This is a genomic window from Serratia sp. CY74737 (assembly GCF_052166775.1).
In the GTDB taxonomy this organism is placed as follows: domain Bacteria; phylum Pseudomonadota; class Gammaproteobacteria; order Enterobacterales; family Enterobacteriaceae; genus Serratia; species Serratia ureilytica.
Map to the genome: position 1 here is coordinate 1 of NZ_JBJNOF010000020.1, position 18,353 is coordinate 18,353.

The window sequence follows — 18,353 nt, forward strand, 5'->3', positions numbered from 1 at the left end:
GGCGGCAATAGCGCGGTGGTCCCACCTGACCCCATGCCGAACTCAGAAGTGAAACGCCGTAGCGCCGATGGTAGTGTGGGGTCTCCCCATGCGAGAGTAGGACACTGCCAGGCATCAAACAAAGCCGAAAGCCCTGAACTGACGTTCAGGGCTTTTTGCTGTGCGTGAAACGTAAAAAAGCGCAGCTACGCTGCGCCTTTCAACCACTCGACAATAAAGTCGGCGATGCTTTCCGGTTGATTGAGATCCAACTGCTTAGCCGAAATGGATAGCGGTCGATCGCTGGCTACCGCGACGACAAACTGATCCAGCATGTCTTCCAACGGCCTGCCGATCTCGGCCCGATAAAGCAGGATCTTGCTGACCGGCTCATGTTTGAACCCTTCCACCAGAATCAAGTCGACCTTATCGGCGTCAAAGCGCCCAGCCAGATAGCGCAGATCCAAAGGTTGTTGCTCCGGCGTTTCGGTCATTAATGCCCAGCGACGATCGCTGGCGACCAGCGTTTGCTCGGCGCCTGCTTTACGCAGCTCATAGCTGTCTTTACCAGGCGTATCCACATCCATGTCGTGATGCGTATGTTTGATCAGTCCAATCCTTACATGGCGTTGTTTCAGCAACGGGATCAGCTGCTTGAGCAGGGTCGTTTTCCCCGTTCCGCTGTAGGCGCCGATGGCCAGCAAGGGAGGCAATGAACGATTCATTTTTTGAGCTCTCGCGTTTGTTGCCAATTCAGGCTGTCAGCCGGCGTATTCAGGTTATGAAATGCCGCTTGCTGCCCGCTGAACACTACGCGTTGTGCGCCAATTTGATGCAAGAACAGCATCAGCTTGCGTTCACCGCGCGCCAGATAGTCGGCCAGCTGCGGCGCTATTTGGCTATGCAGTAACGCCAGCGTAGGGTGATCTCGTTCACCATCGCTGGCAAAGGCCGCCTGCGCCGCGCCTTTTTGCTGCCATAGCTGAGCGACTAAGTCGGCGGGAAAGTCGGGGACATCACAAGGGACGAAGACCACCCATTCGCTGGGAGCCTGTTTGAGCCCGGCCAGCATGCCGGCCAGCGGCCCGGCGAAATCGGGCGTCAGATCGCCAATCACCGGCAAACCGCTCGCCTGGTAACGTGCCTGATTGCGATTGGCGCTGATGGCGACGGAAGCCACCTGCGGGCGTAACCGAGCCAATACGTGTTGATAGAGTGCGATCCCGCCAATCGACACCAGGCCTTTGTCTTCACCGCCCATGCGCGTGGCCCGTCCGCCGGCCAAAATGACGCCGCTGATTTCTTTATGCATCTCGTTTATCCCGCCTTGTCGATGCGCTGATTGTAGCGCTAAAGCCGGCGCGACATCAGGATTTACCTTTATTGACAAGCCGGTTCTTTCACTGCGTGGGTAAGCCTGTTACTTTGTGAGTTTATTCATGCTATTGGACGATATTGAGATGAAAACGCATCGCGTAAACGAGTTGATCGAGCTGTTGCACCCGGCCTGGCAGGAAGAGCCCGATCTCAATTTGATGCAGTTTTTGCAAAAGCTGGCGAAGGAAGCGGGTTTCCAGGGCGAGTTGTCCGAGTTGAGCGACGATATTCTTATTTACCATCTGAAAATGCGCGGCAGCGCCGGCACGGATCAGATCCCGGGCCTGAAGAAAGATTACGAAGAAGATTTTAAAACGGCGTTGCTGCGTGCTCGCGGCGTTATCAAGGATTGATCCTCGTGCGGTGCGAGAAAGCATAGCGCGTGAAATGCGCCATTAATGCTACTATTTCTCATTCCCGGCACCGTGCTGTCAGCGATCAAACGAACGTTATGAATAACTCAGCTTTTAATTTCGACACCCTGTCGCCCGATTTGATCATGGACGCGCTAGAAGGGATTGGCCTGCGCGTCGATTCCGGCCTGACGGCGCTGAACAGCTATGAGAACCGCGTCTATCAGTTTATGGACGAAGATCGTCGACGCTACGTGGTGAAGTTTTACCGCCCGGAGCGCTGGAGCGCCGCACAAATCGGTGAGGAACATCAGTTCGCTCTGGATCTGGCCGGCGCGGAGATCCCGGCGGTGGCGCCGCTGGCGCTGCAAGGCGCTACGCTGCATACGCACGGCGGTTTTTTCTTTGCCCTGTTCCCCAGCGTGGGGGGCCGGCAATACGAGATAGACAATCTGGATCAGTTGGAATGGGTAGGCCGTTTTCTGGGGCGTATCCATCAGGTCGGCGGCGAGCGTTTGTTTGCCGAGCGTCCAACCATGGGGATTGAAGAGTATCTTGTTGCCCCGCGTCAGGCGCTGGCCGATTGCGAGCTGTTGCCGGCGGCTCAGCGTGATGCCTTTCTGCAGGCGACGGATAACCTGATTGCGGCGATCAAGCCACACTGGAATCTGAACTGGCAGCCGCGGCGTTTGCACGGCGATTGCCATCCGGGCAATATTCTGTGGCGCGATGGCCCGCTGTTCGTCGATCTTGATGACGCGCGCAACGGCCCGGCAGTGCAGGATCTGTGGATGTTGCTGCACGGCGAACGTCGCGATCAACTGATGCAGCTGGATGTCTTGCTGGAGGCGTATAGCGAATTTGCCGAGTTCGATCAGCGCGAGCTGGCGTTAATTGAACCACTGCGGGCGATGCGTATGGTGTATTACCTGGCCTGGGTCGCTCGCCGTTGGCAGGATCCGGCCTTCCCTAAGAGTTTTCCGTGGATGGCGGAGTCTGATTTCTGGTTATCTCAGACTGCGGCGTTTAATGAACAGGTTAAGCTGTTGCAGGAGCCTCCTCTGCAGCTGACGCCAATGTATTGAAGCTTTAACACAATGGAGAGTTTAGTCTTATGAAAAAAATATGGTTGGCGCTCGTTGGCATGGTGATGGCATTCAGCGCCTCGGCGGCACAGTTTAGCGATGGCACTCAGTACGTGACCCTGGACAAGCCGGTGACCGGTGAGCCGCAGGTGTTGGAGTTCTTTTCCTTTTACTGCCCACACTGCTACCAGTTTGAGCAGGTCTATCACGTGTCCGAGAACGTGAAAAAAGCGTTGCCTGCCGGCACCAAAATGACCAAGTACCACGTGGAGTTTCTGGGGCCGTTGGGCAAACAGCTGACTCAGGCATGGGCGGTCGCGATGGCGCTGGGCGTGGAAGACAAAGTAAGCCCGCTGATGTTCGAAGCGGTGCAGAAAACCCAGACCGTGCAAACGCCGGACGATATCCGTAACGTCTTCGTGAAAGCGGGCGTAACCGCCGCAGATTATGACGCGGCCTGGAACAGCTTCGTGGTGAAATCTCTGGTGGTTCAACAGGAGAAAGCCGCAGAAGATCTGCAGCTGCGCGGCGTGCCGGCGGTATTCGTCAACGGCAAATACATGGTTAAAAACGATGGCCTGGACACCAGCTCGATGGACGCTTACGTGAAGCAGTTCGCCGATGTGGTTAAATTCCTCAGCCAGCAGAAATAAGCCTGATTCAACATGAAAAACGCCGGCATCGCCGGCGTTTTTTTATCCGTATTGCCGCTTCAATTTATCCAGCAACCGGTCTTTTTCCTGCCACAGCGTATTCAGCCACAGCTGGAAGCGCCGCTTGAACTGTTTATCGTTGAAATAATCACCGTGCAGGGTTTCATCGATCGGTAGCGTCTCTATTCTCACCACGATACGCGTCAGGCGGCCGCACAGCATATCCAGAAAGGGCCGCTGGTTATTTTCCGGATAAAGCAGGGTGACGTTCAACACTTTGTCGAACTGATTGCCCAGCGCGCTAAGGGTAAACGCGATGCCGGCGGCTTTGGGTGCCAGCAAATTGCGATAAGGTGAATTGCTTTTAATTTTCTTGGCTTCGGTGAAGCGTGAACCTTCGACGAAATTGACGATGGTGGTTGGGCGCTGGCGGAATTTTTCGCAGGAACGGCGCGTCGTTTCGATATCCTTGCCGCGTTTTTCCGGGTGCTTGAGCAAATAGGCGCGGGAGTAACGCTTCATAAATGGCATGTCCAGCGCCCAGCAGGCCAGGCCGACAAACGGCACCCAGGCGAGCTGCTGTTTGAGGAAATACTTATTCATTGGAATATGATTTCTGAACAGCACGCATAACACGACAATGTCTGACCAACTTTCGTGGTTGCTGATCAGCAGATACCAGTTTTTGCGATCCAACCCTTCCAGCCCTTCAATATCCCAACGCAATTGCCCGTTAATGCGCAATAACAGCGCCAGCCCTTGGCACCAACACCACATCATGAAATCGGCGAAAGCCGAGATATATCGCCAAACGGCGGGAATGGGCACCACGAGTTTCACGATGCCGGCCAGCGTGATGGGGATGGAGCATAACACCGTCACCAGAATGGTAAGTATGACGGAAATGATAAAGATAACAGGCGTTAACAATCTTGGCATGATTATGGGCTGACGGTTGGTGGGAACATCGTTGCATGCCAAAGCGCATGAACAAAAACGCATTTTAACAGAAATCGCCGGGGTAAAGCGCCGCTTAAAATCACTGTTTTTCGTCTCATCGGATAACCATTTGCTGAGTTTTCGTGCAACTTGTCCAGCTTGTGCTATGGTAATTGAGGCGCCGAATTTGATTAATAGTGCGATTAAAATCCGGCGAAAGTTATATCCACAAATCCAATAAAAGCCAATAATTAAGCGTCGCCGGAATTCGTTCTTTTAACGCGGTGATTTAAATAGGAATTTTATTCGCCGTTATAACGATAATCGCAGCGTTATAATTCGGTCTCTTTTCTATGCACAAAGTTATCCACAGGTAAGATCTTGCGGATCCTCGCGCACAATCACATCATTTTCGTCCGCAATGCACGCTAAGGTTCGTCTCCGGCGGCTAGCTATGGCATGCTTACCCCTATGTCCGATCACGATAAAGAAACGCTATGGCCCAGATTGCAGAAAACCCACTAATCCTGGTTGACGGTTCCTCTTACCTCTACCGCGCTTATCACGCCTTCCCGCCGCTGACCAATTCGGCGGGCGAGCCGACCGGCGCGATGTACGGCGTGCTGAATATGCTGCGCAGTCTGCTGTTGCAGTATCAACCGAGCCACGTTGCCGTGGTGTTTGATGCCAAAGGGAAGACCTTCCGCGATGATCTGTTCGCTGAATACAAGTCGCACCGGCCGCCGATGCCGGACGATCTGCGCGCGCAGATCGAGCCGCTGCACAATATGGTCAAGGCGATGGGCCTGCCGCTGTTGGTGACGCCCGGCGTAGAGGCGGATGACGTCATCGGTACGCTGGCGCTGGAGGCCGAAAAGGCCGGCCACGCGGTGCTGATCAGCACCGGCGACAAAGACATGGCGCAGCTGGTGACGCCGAACGTCACCCTGATCAACACCATGAACAACGCGATCCTCGGCCCGCAGGAAGTGTGCGACAAATACGGCATTCCGCCGGAGCTGATCATCGACTTCCTGGCGCTGATGGGCGATTCATCGGACAACATTCCCGGCGTGCCGGGCGTGGGCGAGAAAACCGCCCAGGCGTTGCTGCAGGGTATCGGCGGGCTGGATGCGCTGTACGGCAATCTGGAGAACATCGCCACGCTGAGCTTCCGCGGCGCCAAAACCATGGCGGCCAAGCTGGAACAGAATAAAGAGGTCGCGTACCTCTCCTATAAGCTGGCGACGATCAAAACCGACGTCGAGCTGGATCTGACCTGTGCGGACCTGACGGTCTCCGCGCCGGATGTCGACACGCTGCAACAGCTGTTCAAACAGTACGAGTTCAAACGCTGGCTGGCGGACGTAGAAGCCGGCGTCTGGTTGGAAAACAAGAAAGGCGCGGGCGCGAAAGCTGCCGGCGCCGCCAAACCAGCCGTAGCCGCGGAAGCGCCGAAAGCGCTGGCGGAGGCCAAGCTGTCTCAGGACGGTTATGTCACCATCCTGGACGAAGCGACCTTTACCGACTGGCTGGCGCGGTTGAAAAAGGCCGACGTCTTTGCCTTCGATACCGAAACCGACGGCCTGGATACCCTGACCGCCAATCTGATCGGTCTGTCCTTTGCGATCGCGCCGGGCGAAGCGGCTTATTTGCCGGTGGCGCACGATTATCTGGATGCGCCGGCGCAGCTGGATCGCGCTTACGTGCTGGAGGCGCTCAAGCCGCTGCTGGAAGACGAGAAAGCGCTCAAGGTCGGGCAAAATCTGAAGTTCGATATGAGCCTGCTGGCGCGTTACGGCATTGAGATGCGCGGCATCGCCTACGACACCATGCTGGAGTCCTATGTGCTGGACAGCGTCGGCGGCCGTCATGATATGGACAGCTTGGCCGATCGTTATCTTGGCCACAAAACCATCACTTTCGAAGAGATCGCCGGCAAGGGCAAGAACCAGCTGACGTTCAATCAGATCGCGCTTGAGCAGGCGGCGCCATACGCTGCCGAAGACGCCGATGTCACGCTGCAGCTGCATCTGGCGATGTGGCCGCAGCTGAAACAGAGCGCGGAACTGCTGACGGTGTTCAACGAGATTGAAATGCCGCTGCTGCCGGTGCTGTCGCATATCGAACGCACCGGGGTGCTGATCGATCCGGCCATTTTATCGGCCCACTCCCAGGAGCTGGCCAAGCGTCTGGCTGAGCTGGAGGCGCAGGCCCACGAGCTGGCGGAAGAGCCGTTCAACCTGGCGTCGACCAAGCAGCTGCAGGCTATCTTGTACGAAAAACAAAAGCTGCCGGTGCTGAAGAAAACCCCGGGCGGGGCGCCATCCACCAACGAAGAGGTGCTGGCCGAGCTGGCGCTCGACTACCCGCTGCCGAAGGTGATTCTGGAATACCGCGGTTTGGCGAAGCTGAAGACCACCTATACCGACAAGCTGCCGCTGATGATCAATCCGGTCAGCGGGCGGGTGCATACCTCGTATCATCAGGCGGTGACCGCCACCGGCCGCCTCTCCTCGAGCGATCCGAACCTGCAGAACATCCCGGTGCGCAATGAAGAAGGGCGGCGCATTCGCCAGGCCTTTATTGCGCCGGAAGGCTACCGCATTGTCGCGGCCGACTACTCGCAGATCGAGCTGCGCATCATGGCGCATCTGTCTCAGGATGAAGGGCTGCTGAAGGCCTTCGCCGAAGGGAAAGACATTCACCGCGCCACGGCGTCGGAAGTTTTCGGCGTGCCGTTGGATAAAGTGACCGGCGAGCAGCGCCGCAGCGCCAAGGCGATTAACTTTGGTTTGATTTACGGCATGAGCGCCTTCGGCCTGGCGCGTCAGCTGGGGATCCCGCGTGGGGAAGCCCAGCGCTATATGGATCTCTACTTCGAACGTTACCCGGGCGTGCTGGATTACATGGAGCGCACCCGTCAGCAGGCTTCCGAGCAGGGCTATGTCAGCACGCTGGACGGCCGCCGTCTGTATCTGCCGGACGTCCGCTCCAGCAATGCCATGCGCCGCAAGGCGGCCGAGCGCGCCGCCATCAACGCCCCGATGCAGGGCACGGCGGCCGATATCATCAAGCGTGCGATGATCGAGGTCGACGCCTGGCTGCAGGGGCAGGAGAAGCCGTTGGTGCGCGCGATCATGCAGGTGCACGATGAATTGGTGTTCGAGGTGCACGAGTCGGTGATCGATGAAGCCAGCCAACGTATCCGCCAACTGATGGAAGGCAGCATGACGCTGGCGGTGCCGCTGAAGGTCGATGTGGGCGTCGGCATGAACTGGGATGAGGCGCACTGATCGCCGGGTTATCGCCGTATGCGCTAACTGGCGAGAAGCTAAGCACTTTTCGTAATTAAGCTACAAGATGCGGCGATAGTTTCCCCAACTTCGCCGTTCTTGCGTCTCAAATTGTGTAAGTAAACTACAAAAAATTCTTTTGCCCTGCGAAAAAATGATGTAGAGTTACAGGCGTAGGGTACAGAGGTAAGATGTTCTATCTTTCAGACCTTTTACTTCACGTAATCGGATTTGGCTGAATATTTAGCCGCCCCAGTCAGTATTGACTGGGGCGTTTTTTATTGTAAAAACAGCAGTAAACCATACGTTTTTCCTATCGCTCAGCCCCGACTTTCATTTCAACTTCCGCTCCCTCAATCCGCGTAATTCGGCGAAACAAGCCCGTTTTGGCGATAAGTCTTTATGATGGCTTTATTTCAAAAATGTAATTAGATAACGAAAAATCCCGCCTGCGTCCGATCTGCGGGCATAAAAAAGCCGATGCGGCGGGGCATCGGCTCAAACGTGCGATCTGGGCTTATTCGCCGATGTCCTCTTCCGGCAGCACTTCCGGCGGGATCTCGTTAAACCAGGTGTCCAGCTTCTGGCGCAGCTTGTCGACGCCGATCTTTTTCAGCGATGAGAAGGCTTCGACCTGGATATCCCCCATAAACGGCAGCACCGCTTCACGCACCATGTTGAGCTGCGCCTTGCGTGCGCCGGAGGCCAGCTTGTCGGCCTTGGTCAGCAACACCAGTACCGGCGTGCCGACGTCGACCGCCCACTGGATCATCTGTTGGTCGAGATCTTTCAGCGGATGGCGGATATCCATCAGCACCACCAGCCCTTTCAGGCTGTTGCGCATCTGCAGGTATTCGCCCAGCGCGCGTTGCCATTTGCGCTTCATTTCTTCCGGCACTTCGGCGTAGCCATAACCCGGCAGGTCGACCAGACGAATGCCGTCTTCCACTTCGAAGAGGTTAATCAGCTGGGTGCGCCCCGGCGTCTTACTGGTGCGCGCCAGGCTTTTTTGGTTGGTCAGCGTATTCAGAGCGCTGGATTTACCGGCGTTGGAACGGCCGGCAAAGGCGACTTCAATTCCTGCATCCCCCGGAAGATGGCGAATATCGGGTGCGCTGGTGACGAAATGGGTCACATGATAGTTGTAGTTCTTGCTGGTCAAAATTTTTCGTCTCCGTGAGGATGGCTAACTGGTTGGCGATTATAACTGCATCAGCGGTAAAAATGGCGTGTTTCTCCGTTTTTAAGCGGCGGGGCGCGATAAAACGACGGTTAAGCTGCTCGTACGTTGTGAGACATTTGCCATTCAAATCGCGGGTAATGTCGCTTTATTCGAAAGTGATATTTCTATTTCTTTTTTAAAAACAATGTGTTGTTTTTTCGTTGTGTGGAAATGTCAGTCAAATCGGCCTCCGGTGCCTTGAGCCTTCGCAACAATAACGTAAAGTACTCGTTAACGCAGGGTTGCGCAGGATTAGGGAACATCCGGGAAGGATGACAAATCTCAGGGAATGCACAGGGCGTGCAATGAGTGCCAGGATGAACGCAAAAGGAAGTGACCCTTTCGCACCGGAATAGGCGGCAGGCACATCGGATGGTGAAGTATCGGCAGTTTGGATGCCCGCAGGAAGCGCGCTCGGGAAGAGCGGATGCGAATGGATTGCGCCACGGACGATTTTCCTTTCAGGATGAAGGACGTAGTGGCAGGGAATGCGGTTATAGCAGAAGGAAAAACCGGGATGTTGCATGTACGCAAGGAGCGCGTAACAGGAATACCCTTCGCAAGAAGGTGCGAAATAGGCGGCAGGTTTAACCTGCCGCCTTTTTTCTTTGTCCGCTTTCTGCTAGATTCCGCCGCAATTCTATACTGAATCTACATACCTAAGAGCACACGCTATGAACCAGCCATCAAAAGCACCTCGCGGCAGCGCGGCGAAGTCAAAAACGAAAAAGAAAAGCCGTATGGAGCTCGATCAGGAAGCGCGTGAGCGCAAACGCCTGAAAAAACGCCGCGGTCACGCTTCCGGTTCACGCACTCAGGTCGAGTCCGGCAGCCAGAAAAACAAATCGGCGACGGAAGCCAAAGATCCGCGTATCGGCAGTAAAGTGCCAGTTGCGCTGGTGGTCGACGAAACCAAAGTGAAGGCCAAACCGCAGCCGAAGCCAAAGGCTGAAGCAAAACCGCGCCTGTCGCCGGAAGAAGAGCTGGCGAAGCTGGAAAATGACGAACGTCTGAACGCGCTGCTGGATCGCATCGACGATGGCGAAACGCTGAACGCGCAAGAGCAGGCGTATGTCGACAAGACGCTGGATCGCATCGATGTGCTGATGGACGTGCTGGGCATCGAGCTGGGCGATGAAGACGACGAGGAAGAAGAAGAGAAGCAGGAAGATATTCTGAAGCTGCTGAAAGGCGGCAACCCGAAGGACGCTTTTTAACGCGCCATGTGGCTGATCCCGACAATAGCCCTACTCTTGATGTGTTATCTGCTGTGGTTATTCGGTAAACTATGGCGGCTGTCTAAGCGCAAAGCGCGTTTTCGCAGCGCTTCCGTGGCCAGACAGCGCAGACAACCGCCTCTCTCCCGGCCCGGTAGAAAAAGATATCGGAAGGAGTGAGCATGTCAGAGCAGACGATTGTCTGGGATTTGGCCCTGATCCAAAAATATAACTACTCAGGGCCGCGTTATACCTCATACCCCACGGCGCTGGAGTTTAACCAGCGCTACGACGAAGCGGCGTTTCAACGCGCCGCGGCGCGCTACCCTGAGCGCCCGCTGTCGCTGTACGTGCATATCCCTTTCTGCCATAAGCTGTGCTACTTCTGCGGCTGCAACAAACTGGTGACGCGTCAGACGCACAAGGCCGATGAATACCTGAATGTCCTGGCGCAAGAGATCGCCAGCCGTGCGCCACTGTTCGCCGGCCGCAAGGTCGGTCAGATGCATTGGGGCGGCGGTACGCCAACCTATCTGGACAAAGCGCAAATCAGCCGGCTGGTGGCGCTGCTGCGCGAACATTTTGATTTTCTGCCCGATGCGGAGATGTCGATCGAAGTCGATCCGCGCGAGATAGCGCTGGATGTGCTCGATCATTTACGCGCCGAAGGCTTTAACCGCCTGAGCATGGGGGTGCAGGATTTCAACAAGCAGGTGCAGGCGTTGGTCAACCGCGAGCAGGATGAAGCCTTTATCTTCGCCCTGATCGAGCGGGCCAAAGTGTTGGGCTTTCGCTCGACCAATATCGATCTGATCTACGGCCTGCCGAAACAGACGCCGGAAAGCTTCGCCTTCACGCTGCAGCGGGTGGCTGAACTGAATCCCGATCGCCTCAGCGTGTTCAACTACGCGCATATGCCGAATTTATTCGCCGCCCAGCGCAAAATCAAAGACGCCGATCTGCCCAGCGCGCAGCAGAAGCTGGATATCCTGCAGCAGAGCATCGCGTTCCTGACTGACGCCGGCTATCAGTTTATCGGCATGGATCACTTTGCACGCCCGGACGATGAGCTGGCGATTGCGCAACGCGAAGGCAAACTGCACCGCAATTTCCAGGGCTACACCACCCAGGGCGACAGCGATCTGCTGGGGTTGGGGGTGTCGGCCATCAGCATGCTCGGCGACAGCTATGCGCAGAACCAGAAAGAGCTGAAGCGTTACTATGAGAGCGTACCGGCGCAGGGCAACGCCCTGTGGCGCGGGTTGGCGCTGACGGACGACGATTGCCTGCGGCGCGATCTGATCAAAACGTTGATCTGCAACTTCCGGTTGGCGTATCAGCCACTTGAACGGCAATACGGCATCGATTTCACCGCTTACTTCGCCGAAGACCTGCAGCTGCTGGCGCCGTTTGAACGTGATGGGCTGGTGGAGCGCGACGAGCAAGGCATTCGCGTCACGCCGCGCGGGCGCTTGCTGATCCGCAATATCTGCATGTGCTTCGACCGCTATCTGCGGCAACAGGCGCGCAGCCAGCAGTTCTCTCGGGTGATCTGAGGATGAAAAAACAGCCGCTGATGCGGCTGTTTTTTTAACTGAAGAAGTTAATCAGCGCGGCACACAACACCGCGGCGACCGCCGCCTGCGGGGTGTGGCTGGCGGCGGAGCCCAGCTCCGCGCCCTGAGAAATGAACACGATGAATGAGTCCAGCATCGTCAACCTCCAGAGTGTGCGACACGATCATACTGCGCCCGCACCGGCTGTAAAGTCTGCGGTTGGCGTTTTTTTGTGCGCTGGGCTGCGTTTTTTATCATCAACCTCAGCGCCTATTCCATGCCCAGTTCTTTGAGCTTGCGGGTCAGGGTATTGCGGCCCCAGCCCAGCAGGCGTGCGGCTTCCTGTTTGTGCCCCTGGGTGTGACGCAAGGCGGTGGTGAGCAGTGTGCGCTCCATCTCCGGCTGGGCTTCCGACAGCAGATTTTGATGACCGGAACGCAGCGCGCGATCGGCCCACTGCGCCAGCAGCGTGGCCCAGCTGTCCGGCAGGCTGTGGCTGGGGCTCTCCGGCGCGGCGGTTTCGAACAGTTCGCTCGGCAGATCCTGAATCAGCACCTCTTGTCCGGCGGCCATCACCGTCAGCCAGCGGCAGGTATTCTCCAGCTGGCGCACGTTGCCCGGCCAGGGCAGGCGGGTCAGCGCGGTTTCGGTTTCCGGATGCAGGTTCTTGGCCTCTACGCCCAGCTCCTTGGCGGCGATCTGCAGGAAGTGGCGCGCCAGCCGCGGGATGTCTTCCCGACGCTCGCGCAGCGGCGGCAGGTGTACGCGGATCACGTTCAGGCGGTGGAACAGATCCTCGCGGAACTTGCCTTCCTGTACCCGTAATTCCAGGTTCTGGTGCGTGGCGGCGATGATGCGCACGTCGACCTTCACCGGCGCATAGCCGCCGACCCGGTAGAACTGGCCGTCCGCCAGCACCCGCAGCAGGCGCGTTTGTACGTCGAGCGGCATATCGCCGATCTCGTCGAGGAACAGCGTGCCGCCGTCGGCCTGTTCAAAGCGCCCCTGACGGATTTGGTTCGCGCCGGTGAAGGCGCCTTTCTCGTGGCCGAACAGCTCGGACTCGATCAGATCCTTGGGAATAGCGGCCATGTTCAGGGCGATGAACGGCGACTTGGCGCGCGGGCTGTGGCGGTGCAGCGCATGCGCCACCAGCTCTTTGCCGGTGCCGGATTCGCCGTTGATCAGCACGCTGATCGACGAACGCGACAGCCGGCCGATGATGCGAAACACGTCCTGCATCGCCGGCGCTTCGCCGATGATGTCCGCCGCCGGATCGCTGGCCGGCTGGCTGCGCACCGGCTGCTGCTGCTCTTGATAATGGCTGATGGCGCGTTCGACCAGCGCCACCGCTTCGTCGATGTCGAACGGTTTCGGCAGGTAGTCGAAGGCCCCTTGCTGATAGGCGCTGACGGCCGCGTCCAAATCCGAATGCGCGGTCATGATGATCACCGGCAGCATCGGATGGCGCTGTTTGATCTGCTTGAGCAGCGCCAGACCATCGATACCCGGCATACGGATATCGGACAGCAACACGTCGGGAGTTTGCGTGGCCAAGGCTTCCAGCACGTCATTGCCGCCTTCGAAGGTGGCGCAGCTCATGCCCGCGCCGGTGAGCGCGCGCTCAAGCACCCAGCGGATGGAGCTATCGTCATCGACGATCCAGACTATCCCTCGTTGCATTGCAAACCTCACTGACGAATGGGCAGGTAGACCGAGAATTCGGTATGACCTGGCCAACTGTTGAACTCAATTTTTCCGCAATGCTGATCGATCAGATTGCGGGCGATGGATAATCCCAGGCCGGTACCGCCTTCACGGCCGCTGACCATCGGGTAGAACAGCGTGTCCTGCAGCTGCGCCGGCACGCCGGGGCCGTCGTCTTCGACATCGATACGCGCCGCCAGGCGATAGCGGGTGCCGTGCAACGTTATCTGAAACGCGGTGCGGGTGCGCAGCGTAATGGTGCCGCCCGCCTCGCCCAAGGCCTGCAGCGCATTGCGGGTGATGTTCAGCAGCACCTGTTCTATCTGATCCGGGTCGTGGGCCATTTCCGGCAGGCTGGGATCGTAGTCGCGCACCAGCGTGACGTTATCCGGCATTTCCAGCGACACCAGCTGGCAGACGCGCTCCGCGACCTGATGGATGCTCTGGGTGATGTGCTGACCGGGGCGCTGCGGCCCGAGCAGACGATCCACCAGATTGCGCAGCCGATCGGCCTGTTCAATGATCACCTTGGTGTATTCGGTCAGCGCCGGATCGGGCAGCGCTTTGGCCAGCAGCTGCGCTGCGCCGCGCAGGCCGCCCAGCGGGTTTTTAATCTCGTGCGCCAAACCGCGTACCAGATCGCGGGCGGCCACCTGTTGGGCATGCTGCAGCTGTTCCTGGCTCAGGCGGCGCTGATTGTCCATCGGCGCCAGCTCGACCAGGATATAGCCTTCCGGCAGCGCCTGAGCGGTCAGGGAAAGAATATGCGCGCGGCCATCGACCACCAGGGTCACTTCGTTGTCGGTGAAGCCCTGACCGGCGCGCAGGCTTTCACGCATCAGAGAGACGTTCAGCGAAAAATAGCCGAGCAGATCGGGCAGCGGCGTGCCGAACAGCTTGCGGGAGCTTTGCGCCAGCAGCTGCTGTGCCGCAGGGTTGGCGTAGTGAACCGCCAGTGAGTCATCCAACAGCAGGATGCTGTTGATGAGTGAATTGAGGATCTGCCCAGCATCGGGCAGCTTGCCAGTTGCCATACAGCAGACTCCTGCACCTTTTTAGTGCATCTATCCTACTCCATCCGGGATCGGCGCGGTATGGAATAGTTTTGCAGAAAATACGGTGGAGAAAAAAACCCATCCGAAGATGGGCTGAAAGTTTCCACGGCAACAAAAAAGCGATAACAAAAATTGTGGGCGCCGTCCGCCTTTGCAGACGGCGCGGGTAGGGCTTAGACGCTGTAGTACAGTTCGAACTCGACCGGGTGTGGCGTCATGCGAACGCGGTCCATTTCTTCTTTGCGCAGTTCGATGTAGGCATCGATCGCATCGTCGGTGAATACGCCGCCGCGGGTCAGGAACTCGCGGTCTTCGTTCAGCGCGGCCATCGCTTCGTCCAGCGAGCCGGCCACTTTTGGGATCTCGGCTTCTTCTTCCGGCGGCAGGTCGTACAGGTTTTTGTCCATGGCGTCGCCAGGGTGGATCTTGTTGATGATGCCGTCCAGGCCGGCCATCAGCAGTGCGGCGAAGCACAGGTATGGGTTAGCCGCCGGATCCGGGAAGCGGGCTTCGATGCGGCGCGCTTTCGGGCTGGCGACCACCGGGATACGGATGGACGCAGAGCGGTTACGGGCGGAGTAGGCCAGCATCACCGGCGCTTCGTAGCCCGGCACCAGACGTTTGTACGAGTTGGTGGTCGGGTTTGCCAACGCGTTGATCGCCTTGGCGTGCTTGATGATGCCGCCGATGTAGAACAGCGCGGTTTCAGACAGGCCGCCGTATTTGTCGCCGGCGAACAGGTTGGTGCCGTTCTTGGACAGCGACATGTGGCAGTGCATGCCGGAACCGTTGTCGCCGAACATAGGCTTCGGCATGAAGGTCGCGGTTTTGCCGAAGGCGTGCGCCACGTTGTGCACCACGTATTTGTAGATCTGAATTTCGTCGGCTTTCTTGGTCATGGTGTTGAAGCGGGTTGCCACTTCGTTCTGACCGGCGGTTGCCACTTCGTGGTGGTGCGCTTCAACTACCAGGCCCATCTCTTCCATGGTCAGACACATGGTGGAACGCAGATCCTGCGAAGAGTCGACCGGTGGAACCGGGAAGTAACCGCCTTTCACTGCCGGACGGTGGCCTTTGTTGCCGCCGTCGTATTTTGTGCCGGAGTTCCAGGCGCCTTCGATGTCGTCGATGGCCACGTGGGAACCACGGATGCTGCTGCCGAAGCGGATGTCGTCGAACAGGAAGAACTCAGGCTCTGGCCCGAACAGGACGGTGTCCGCGATGCCGGAGGAGCGCAGGAAGTCTTCGGCGCGTTTGGAGATGGAGCGCGGGTCGCGATCGTAGCCTTGCATTGTGCCCGGCTCGAGAATGTCGCAGCGAATGATCAGCGTAGGTTCTTCGAAGAACGGATCCAGAACCGCCGTGCTGGCATCCGGCATCAGTACCATGTCAGATTCGTTGATGCCCTTCCAACCACCGATAGAGGAGCCGTCAAACATTTTGCCTTCTTCGAAGAAGTCGGCGTTTACCTGATGAGCCGGGATAGTCACGTGCTGTTCCTTACCCTTGGTGTCAGTGAAACGCAGGTCTACGAATTTCACTTCATGCTCATTCAGCATCGTCAAAACGTGTTCAGCGGACATACTTAACTCTCCCGGTTTATCATTGTCGTCGTCGTGGAACGAATCTGTGGAACTGGCTTTTTTTCGCCTTGAAAAGACTAAAGCGAAAAGCGTGCCAACTTTTTAAAAAGGCTTTCATCGCCTTTCTGTGCGGGTTTTACCCAGACACAGTATGCACCATCAGTGATAATTTGCACTGTTATGGTGCAATGAGGGTGGGGGTGGGCACTGAAATGGTGCAAAAGTGCAACGATTGCGGCTTTTTGCACCGTGAAAGGGATCACAAACTGACCGGTACGCGGTTGTTTATAGGAGATGGTTGTGATCTTGTTTAGTCCCTCGCTTAATACGTGTACAATAGCGCGCTATTTCTAATGCCCGAGGCAAAGCTGTGATCGAAAATTTGCGTAACATCGCCATTATTGCCCACGTTGACCATGGTAAAACCACCCTGGTTGACAAGCTGCTGCAACAATCCGGTACTTTCGGAGAGCGTGCGGAAGCCACCGAACGCGTAATGGACTCCAACGATTTGGAGAAAGAGCGTGGGATTACCATCCTCGCAAAAAACACCGCCATTAATTGGAATGGTTACCGCATCAACATCGTGGATACCCCAGGACACGCCGACTTCGGCGGTGAGGTAGAGCGCGTGATGTCGATGGTTGACTCGGTGCTGCTGGTTGTGGATGCAATGGATGGCCCTATGCCGCAAACCCGCTTCGTGACCAAAAAGGCGTTCGCCAACGGTCTGAAGCCGATCGTGGTAATCAACAAGGTTGACCGCCCTGGCGCGCGCCCTGACTGGGTTGTGGATCAGGTGTTCGACCTGTTCGTGAACCTCGACGCGACCGACGAGCAGCTCGACTTCCCGATCATCTACGCTTCTGCGCTGAACGGCATCGCCGGCGTCGACCACACCGACATGGCGGAAGACATGACCCCGCTGTATCAGGCGATCGTCGACCACGTGTCTGCGCCGCAGGTTGAGCTGGAAGCGCCATTCCAGATGCAGATCTCCCAGTTGGACTACAACAACTACCTGGGCGTTATCGGCATCGGCCGCATCAAGCGCGGTAAAGTGAAGCCGAACCAGCAGGTCACCATCATCGACAGCGAAGGTAAAACTCGCAACGGTAAAGTGGGTAAAGTGCTGGGTCACCTGGGTCTGGAGCGTATCGACAGCACCCTGGCGGAAGCGGGCGACATCATCGCCATCACCGGCCTGGGCGAGCTGAACATCTCCGACACCATCTGCGACACCAACGCCGTAGAAGCGCTGCCGGCGCTGTCCGTCGACGAACCGACCGTAACCATGTTCTTCAACGTCAACACCTCGCCGTTCTGCGGTAAAGAAGGTAAGTACGTGACGTCGCGTCAGATCCTTGACCGTCTGAACAAAGAGCTGGTGCACAACGTGGCGCTGCGCGTTGAAGAAACCGACGATGCGGACGCCTTCCGCGTATCCGGTCGTGGCGAGCTGCACCTGTCGGTACTGATCGAAAACATGCGCCGTGAAGGTTTCGAGCTGGCGGTTTCCCGTCCGAAAGTTATCTTCCGCGAAATCGATGGCCGTAAGCAGGAGCCATTCGAGAACGTGACGCTGGATATCGAAGAACAGCATCAGGGTTCCGTGATGCAGGCGATGGGTGAGCGTAAAGCCGACCTGAAAAACATGGATCCGGACGGTAAGGGCCGCGTGCGTCTCGACTACGTGATCCCAAGCCGCGGTCTGATCGGCTTCCGTAACGAATTCATGACCATGACTTCGGGTACCGGTCTGCTGTACTCCACCTTCAGCCACTACGACGACGTGCGTCCGGGCGAAGTGGGCCAGCGTCAGAACGGCGTGCTGATCTCCAACGGCCAGGGCAAAGCGGTCGCGTTCGCGCTGTTCGGCCTGCAGGATCGCGGCAAGCTGTTCCTGGGCCACGGTGCGGAAGTGTATGAAGGCCAGATCATCGGTATTCACTCACGTTCCAACGACCTGACCGTAAACTGCCTGACCGGTAAGAAGCTGACCAACATGCGTGCTTCCGGTACCGATGAAGCGACTACCCTGGTTCCGGCCATCAAAATGACCCTGGAGCAAGCTCTGGAGTTCATCGATGACGACGAACTGGTAGAAGTGACGCCAACCTCGATCCGTATCCGTAAGCGTCACCTGACGGAAAACGATCGTAAGCGTGCCAGCCGCGGTCCAAAAGACGCTTAATCGCTGATTGAGTGTCTCATGCTTAGGGCGCGGCTCTCGCGCCCTGAGTTTTTTCCTCTGTTGTTCCCCGTTTGTGCGGCGCGCTATGCGCTTTTCCGTTCGCTCCCTGTTCAGCTGTTCCTTTTCCCGCTACAGTG

Annotated in this window: 16 protein-coding genes and 1 rRNA gene; 9 read left to right on the forward strand and 8 right to left on the reverse strand. The window is 57.2% G+C overall.

What is annotated here, in order from left to right; all coding sequences use genetic code 11:
• Window positions 1-113 (forward strand): 5S ribosomal RNA (gene rrf, locus ACJ8PE_RS22910); the annotation flags it as partial.
• A gap of 72 nt (window positions 114-185) precedes the next feature.
• Here the strand turns inward: rrf and mobB are convergent.
• Both mobB and mobA read right to left on the reverse strand, forming a co-directional pair.
• On the reverse strand, window positions 186-704 hold the full coding sequence (mobB, locus tag ACJ8PE_RS22915; protein WP_197793811.1) for a molybdopterin-guanine dinucleotide biosynthesis protein MobB: 519 nt from the start codon (window positions 702-704) through the stop codon (window positions 186-188).
• Entirely contained in the window at window positions 701-1,291 is a 591-nt protein-coding gene (gene mobA, locus ACJ8PE_RS22920) for a molybdenum cofactor guanylyltransferase MobA (RefSeq protein ID WP_122004616.1), read from the reverse strand. Before mobA ends, mobB begins: the two co-directional genes overlap by 4 nt.
• 148 nt (window positions 1,292-1,439) lie before the next feature.
• Between mobA and ACJ8PE_RS22925 the strand changes: the two genes are divergently transcribed.
• The 3 genes from ACJ8PE_RS22925 (at window position 1,440) to dsbA (ending at window position 3,447) form a co-directional block, all read left to right on the forward strand.
• Window positions 1,440-1,709, forward strand: a complete 270-nt coding sequence (locus ACJ8PE_RS22925; protein WP_197793812.1) for a YihD family protein — start codon at window positions 1,440-1,442, stop codon at window positions 1,707-1,709.
• 98 nt (window positions 1,710-1,807) lie between these two features.
• A complete protein-coding gene (locus ACJ8PE_RS22930; protein WP_404769148.1) occupies window positions 1,808-2,794 on the forward strand; it encodes a serine/threonine protein kinase in 987 nt (328 codons plus the stop codon).
• Window positions 2,795-2,823: 29 nt separating this feature from the next.
• Window positions 2,824-3,447: a thiol:disulfide interchange protein DsbA gene (dsbA, locus tag ACJ8PE_RS22935; protein WP_025304721.1), complete on the forward strand. Its 624-nt coding sequence runs from the start codon at window positions 2,824-2,826 to the stop codon at window positions 3,445-3,447.
• A 42-nt stretch (window positions 3,448-3,489) separates the two neighbouring features.
• Here the strand turns inward: dsbA and ACJ8PE_RS22940 are convergent, their stop codons facing one another.
• Window positions 3,490-4,386, reverse strand: coding sequence for an acyltransferase (locus ACJ8PE_RS22940; protein WP_033645170.1), 897 nt, complete (start codon window positions 4,384-4,386; stop codon window positions 3,490-3,492).
• A 497-nt stretch (window positions 4,387-4,883) separates the two neighbouring features.
• Here ACJ8PE_RS22940 and polA point away from each other — a divergent pair, with 497 nt between their 5' ends.
• Both polA and ACJ8PE_RS22950 read left to right on the forward strand, forming a co-directional pair.
• Window positions 4,884-7,682 carry a DNA polymerase I gene (gene polA / locus ACJ8PE_RS22945; RefSeq protein ID WP_442536890.1) on the forward strand — a complete coding sequence of 933 codons (2,799 nt, stop codon included), beginning with the start codon at window positions 4,884-4,886 and terminating at the stop codon, window positions 7,680-7,682.
• Between the two features lie 191 nt (window positions 7,683-7,873).
• Window positions 7,874-7,921, forward strand: a complete 48-nt coding sequence (locus ACJ8PE_RS22950; protein WP_071892919.1) for a spot 42 RNA, inhibition of DNA synthesis — start codon at window positions 7,874-7,876, stop codon at window positions 7,919-7,921.
• A 278-nt stretch (window positions 7,922-8,199) separates the two neighbouring features.
• On the opposite strand, the gene yihA is transcribed toward ACJ8PE_RS22950, so the two are convergent.
• Entirely contained in the window at window positions 8,200-8,844 is a 645-nt protein-coding gene (yihA, locus tag ACJ8PE_RS22955) for a ribosome biogenesis GTP-binding protein YihA/YsxC (RefSeq protein WP_004931258.1), read from the reverse strand.
• Between the two features lie 734 nt (window positions 8,845-9,578).
• Between yihA and yihI the strand changes: the two genes are divergently transcribed.
• Together yihI and hemN are read left to right on the forward strand one after the other, a co-directional pair.
• A complete protein-coding gene (gene yihI / locus ACJ8PE_RS22960; RefSeq protein ID WP_197762155.1) occupies window positions 9,579-10,121 on the forward strand; it encodes a Der GTPase-activating protein YihI in 543 nt (180 codons plus the stop codon).
• Window positions 10,122-10,303: 182 nt separating this feature from the next.
• Window positions 10,304-11,677: an oxygen-independent coproporphyrinogen III oxidase gene (gene hemN / locus ACJ8PE_RS22965; RefSeq protein ID WP_033645172.1), complete on the forward strand. Its 1,374-nt coding sequence runs from the start codon at window positions 10,304-10,306 to the stop codon at window positions 11,675-11,677.
• Window positions 11,678-11,711: 34 nt separating this feature from the next.
• Here the strand turns inward: hemN and ACJ8PE_RS22970 are convergent, their stop codons facing one another.
• The 4 genes from ACJ8PE_RS22970 to glnA all read right to left on the reverse strand — a co-directional run bounded on the left by ACJ8PE_RS22970 (window position 11,712) and on the right by glnA (window position 16,022).
• Window positions 11,712-11,834 carry a YshB family small membrane protein gene (locus tag ACJ8PE_RS22970; protein WP_015379453.1) on the reverse strand — a complete coding sequence of 41 codons (123 nt, stop codon included), beginning with the start codon at window positions 11,832-11,834 and terminating at the stop codon, window positions 11,712-11,714.
• A gap of 113 nt (window positions 11,835-11,947) precedes the next feature.
• On the reverse strand, window positions 11,948-13,360 hold the full coding sequence (gene glnG, locus ACJ8PE_RS22975) for a nitrogen regulation protein NR(I) (protein ID WP_033652266.1): 1,413 nt from the start codon (window positions 13,358-13,360) through the stop codon (window positions 11,948-11,950).
• 8 nt (window positions 13,361-13,368) lie between these two features.
• Entirely contained in the window at window positions 13,369-14,418 is a 1,050-nt protein-coding gene (glnL, locus tag ACJ8PE_RS22980) for a nitrogen regulation protein NR(II) (protein WP_004931246.1), read from the reverse strand.
• Between the two features lie 194 nt (window positions 14,419-14,612).
• Entirely contained in the window at window positions 14,613-16,022 is a 1,410-nt protein-coding gene (glnA, locus tag ACJ8PE_RS22985; protein ID WP_025304715.1) for a glutamate--ammonia ligase, read from the reverse strand.
• Between the two features lie 370 nt (window positions 16,023-16,392).
• On the opposite strand from glnA, the gene typA reads away from it, so the two are divergent.
• On the forward strand, window positions 16,393-18,216 hold the full coding sequence (gene typA / locus ACJ8PE_RS22990) for a ribosome-dependent GTPase TypA (protein ID WP_004931243.1): 1,824 nt from the start codon (window positions 16,393-16,395) through the stop codon (window positions 18,214-18,216).
• Window positions 18,217-18,353: the final 137 nt, after the last annotated feature.